This window comes from uncultured Chitinophaga sp. (genome assembly GCF_937874145.1).
In the GTDB taxonomy this organism is placed as follows: Bacteria; Bacteroidota; Bacteroidia; order Chitinophagales; family Chitinophagaceae; genus Chitinophaga.
The window spans coordinates 1-2,561 of the sequence record NZ_CALNBI010000515.1 but is presented as its reverse complement, the minus strand read 5'-3'; the positions used below and the strand labels follow the sequence as shown (position 1 = coordinate 2,561).

General features: G+C 56.8%; 2 protein-coding genes. Both read right to left on the bottom strand.

Translation table 11 applies throughout. From position 1 onward, the window contains the following. Positions 1-1,048 (bottom strand): SusC/RagA family TonB-linked outer membrane protein (locus tag Q0510_RS24390; protein WP_298717804.1); only part of this gene is annotated, 1,048 nt, incomplete at its 3' end. Positions 1,049-1,254: 206 nt separating this feature from the next. Next, positions 1,255-2,409: a FecR family protein gene (locus Q0510_RS24385; RefSeq protein WP_298717801.1), complete on the bottom strand. Its 1,155-nt coding sequence runs from the start codon at positions 2,407-2,409 to the stop codon at positions 1,255-1,257. Between the last annotated feature and the right edge of the window lie 152 nt (positions 2,410-2,561).

The window sequence follows — 2,561 nt, the reverse complement described above, 5'->3', positions numbered from 1 at the left end:
CTATCTCTGCATCGATGTAATCGCTGGCGGAAGCGCGGTTAAGGTAGCTGACCTGGGGTTTGAGGGTGATGCCCGTAGAGCCCCGGTATTGCACGCGCATGGTACCCGGACGGCCCTTCCGCGTGGTGATCACGATCACCCCGTTGCTGGAGCGCGCACCGTAGATCGAAGCGGCTACCGCATCCTTTAGCACCGTGATGCTCTCGATATTGTCGATGTTGATGCTTTCGAGGTCGCCCTGCGTGGGGTAGCCGTCTACCACCAGCAAGGGTTTGGTTTCGGCGTTGATGGTCGATACCCCGCGGATCTCCACGTTCCCTTCCCGGGAAATCACGACACCTGCTGCCTGCCCTTCCAGCGCGGCCCTGAGATCGGGGCGCAGCTTGGCTTCCAGGCGGGTGGGCGAGATGAAGGAGAAGGAGCCGGTGGCCCTTTCGGCGGAGATGGACTGGTAACCGGTGTTCACCACCTGAACGGCCTCCAGCTTGCTGGGAACGGCTTCCAGGCGAAGGGTAACCACAGAACGGCCGCCGAGCGCCACTTCCTGCCGGGTAAACCCAATGGAAGAGAAAACGAGCACCGATCCGGGATCTACGTCGGTCAGCGAAAACTCCCCGTTTTCGTTGGTGAGGGCACCGCGGCTGGAGCCTTTGACCTTCACGGACACCCCGGGCAGCGGCGCACCGTTTACGTCCGTCACACGGCCGGTTACGGTGATAAACTGTGCCACAGGTTCCGCCATTTTTGGCGCCCTCGGCATCGCGAGCAGGAAAATCGTTTTGTCTTCAATAGCGAAATGCAGGCCCTGGGGCTCCAAAACCTGCGCCAGCACGTCTTTGACAGGCGCAGCCTTCACGCTCAGCGTCACGGGAACGGAGCGGGACAGCAATTCGTTGTTGTAAAAAACGATGTAACCGGATTGCCGCTGGATCGCCTTGAAGACGTCCGTCAACGGCGCATTTCTGACGGCCAGCGTCACTTTCTGGGAGCGGGCGGCGGCACTTACATGCAGCGCGCCGATCAATAATAGACTGGTTGATAATTTCATAGCTCTCCACAAAACTTTGTGCTGGTACAAAGCATCAAAAAAAAGCATAGATTTGACTTTGGTGATAAAAATTGGTTAGCGTCAATTGTATCGCCCCCGGCCGGTCATGTTAGCGCATCACCGGCCTTTTTATTTCGGGCTGAAAAGGTTGGTTAGTCGGTTTTCAGTTAATCGATAAGCAAATAGTTTTTAATTGGTTAGGAATATTATGGTATGACGGTGATGACCCGTCCGTCTATCCTGAATTTCACCTGGTATTTCTCCAGTATTTTCAACACGCTGGTCAATGGAAGGCTTCGCTGGATCCCACCGCCGAAGCGGAGCCTGGAAGCATCTGCTTCATATTTTACCTGGATATCGTACCAGCGCTCCAGTTCCTTCATCACCGTTTCAATATCTGCATCATTGAAGCTGAAATAGCCGTTTTTCCAGGCTACGGCCTGTTCGGTATCGCCCGTTTTGATACGGATGCGGCCGTTCTGGCGGATCGCCTGCTGCCCGGGTTCCAGTTGTTGCCGGTTAACGGTTACTGCGCCTTCCAGGAGGGTTACGGTGGATGAGGGCTCTTCTTCATACGCCGCCACGTTGAAATGCGTTCCCAGCACCTGCACGTCCATGCCGCCGGTGGCTTTCACGATGAAGGGCTTGCCGGCGTCTTTCGCCACTTCGAAATACGCTTCTCCGGTCAGCTCCACCACCCGCTCCTTCCCCACAAATGCCGTCGGGAAGCGCAGGGAGCTGGCCGCGTTGATCCAGACCTGCGTACCATCGGGCAGCGTTAGCCGGAATTGCCCGCCACGGGGCGTTGTCAGTATATTCCAGGCTGCTACGGTTGCATCTTCGTCTTCATTATACGCCACCTGCCCGTCCTGCAGCTTGCTGATCCGCGTGGTACCCTGCTGCGCGAGCTTTCCATCTGCCGCCGCATCCAGGTCGATCACCTCGCCATTGGCCAGCAACAGCGAGGCTCGGTTACCGCCGGGCGGAACATCGTTCTTATACCGCCCTTCCATTGAAACGGCCGCCGCCGGCAAGCGCTCCCGGTGCAGGTATTGCCAGGCCCCTGTTGCCAGGAGGCCCGCCACCACTGCCGCAGCCGCCCATTTCCACCAGATGCGCCGCACCGGCGCCGGTTGCACACCGGCTTCCGCATCCAGGATCCGCTGCCGCACCGCTTCCCAGCGGCCGGCATCATATTCCGTACCCGCAGGCGATGCCGCCATCATTTCAGACAAAATGGGTATAAAAAGAGCTTCATTACTTTCGTCCTGCAACAATGCGCCGAGTTCCTCCGCTTCGGCCGCAGACGTACGGCCATGAAGGTGCAAACCAAGTAAATACCTCAGTCTTTCTTCCTGCATAAAATCGTAAGTTCATTTGTGGAATAGTGCCAGTCTCCCAGGGGAACGCAGCCCCTCCGTTATATAAGAATCCGCCCGAAAGGGAAAGGACCTATCATCTTAAAAAAATATTTTCCATCCCCCCATCAACACCAATAAAGGGATCAACCTGC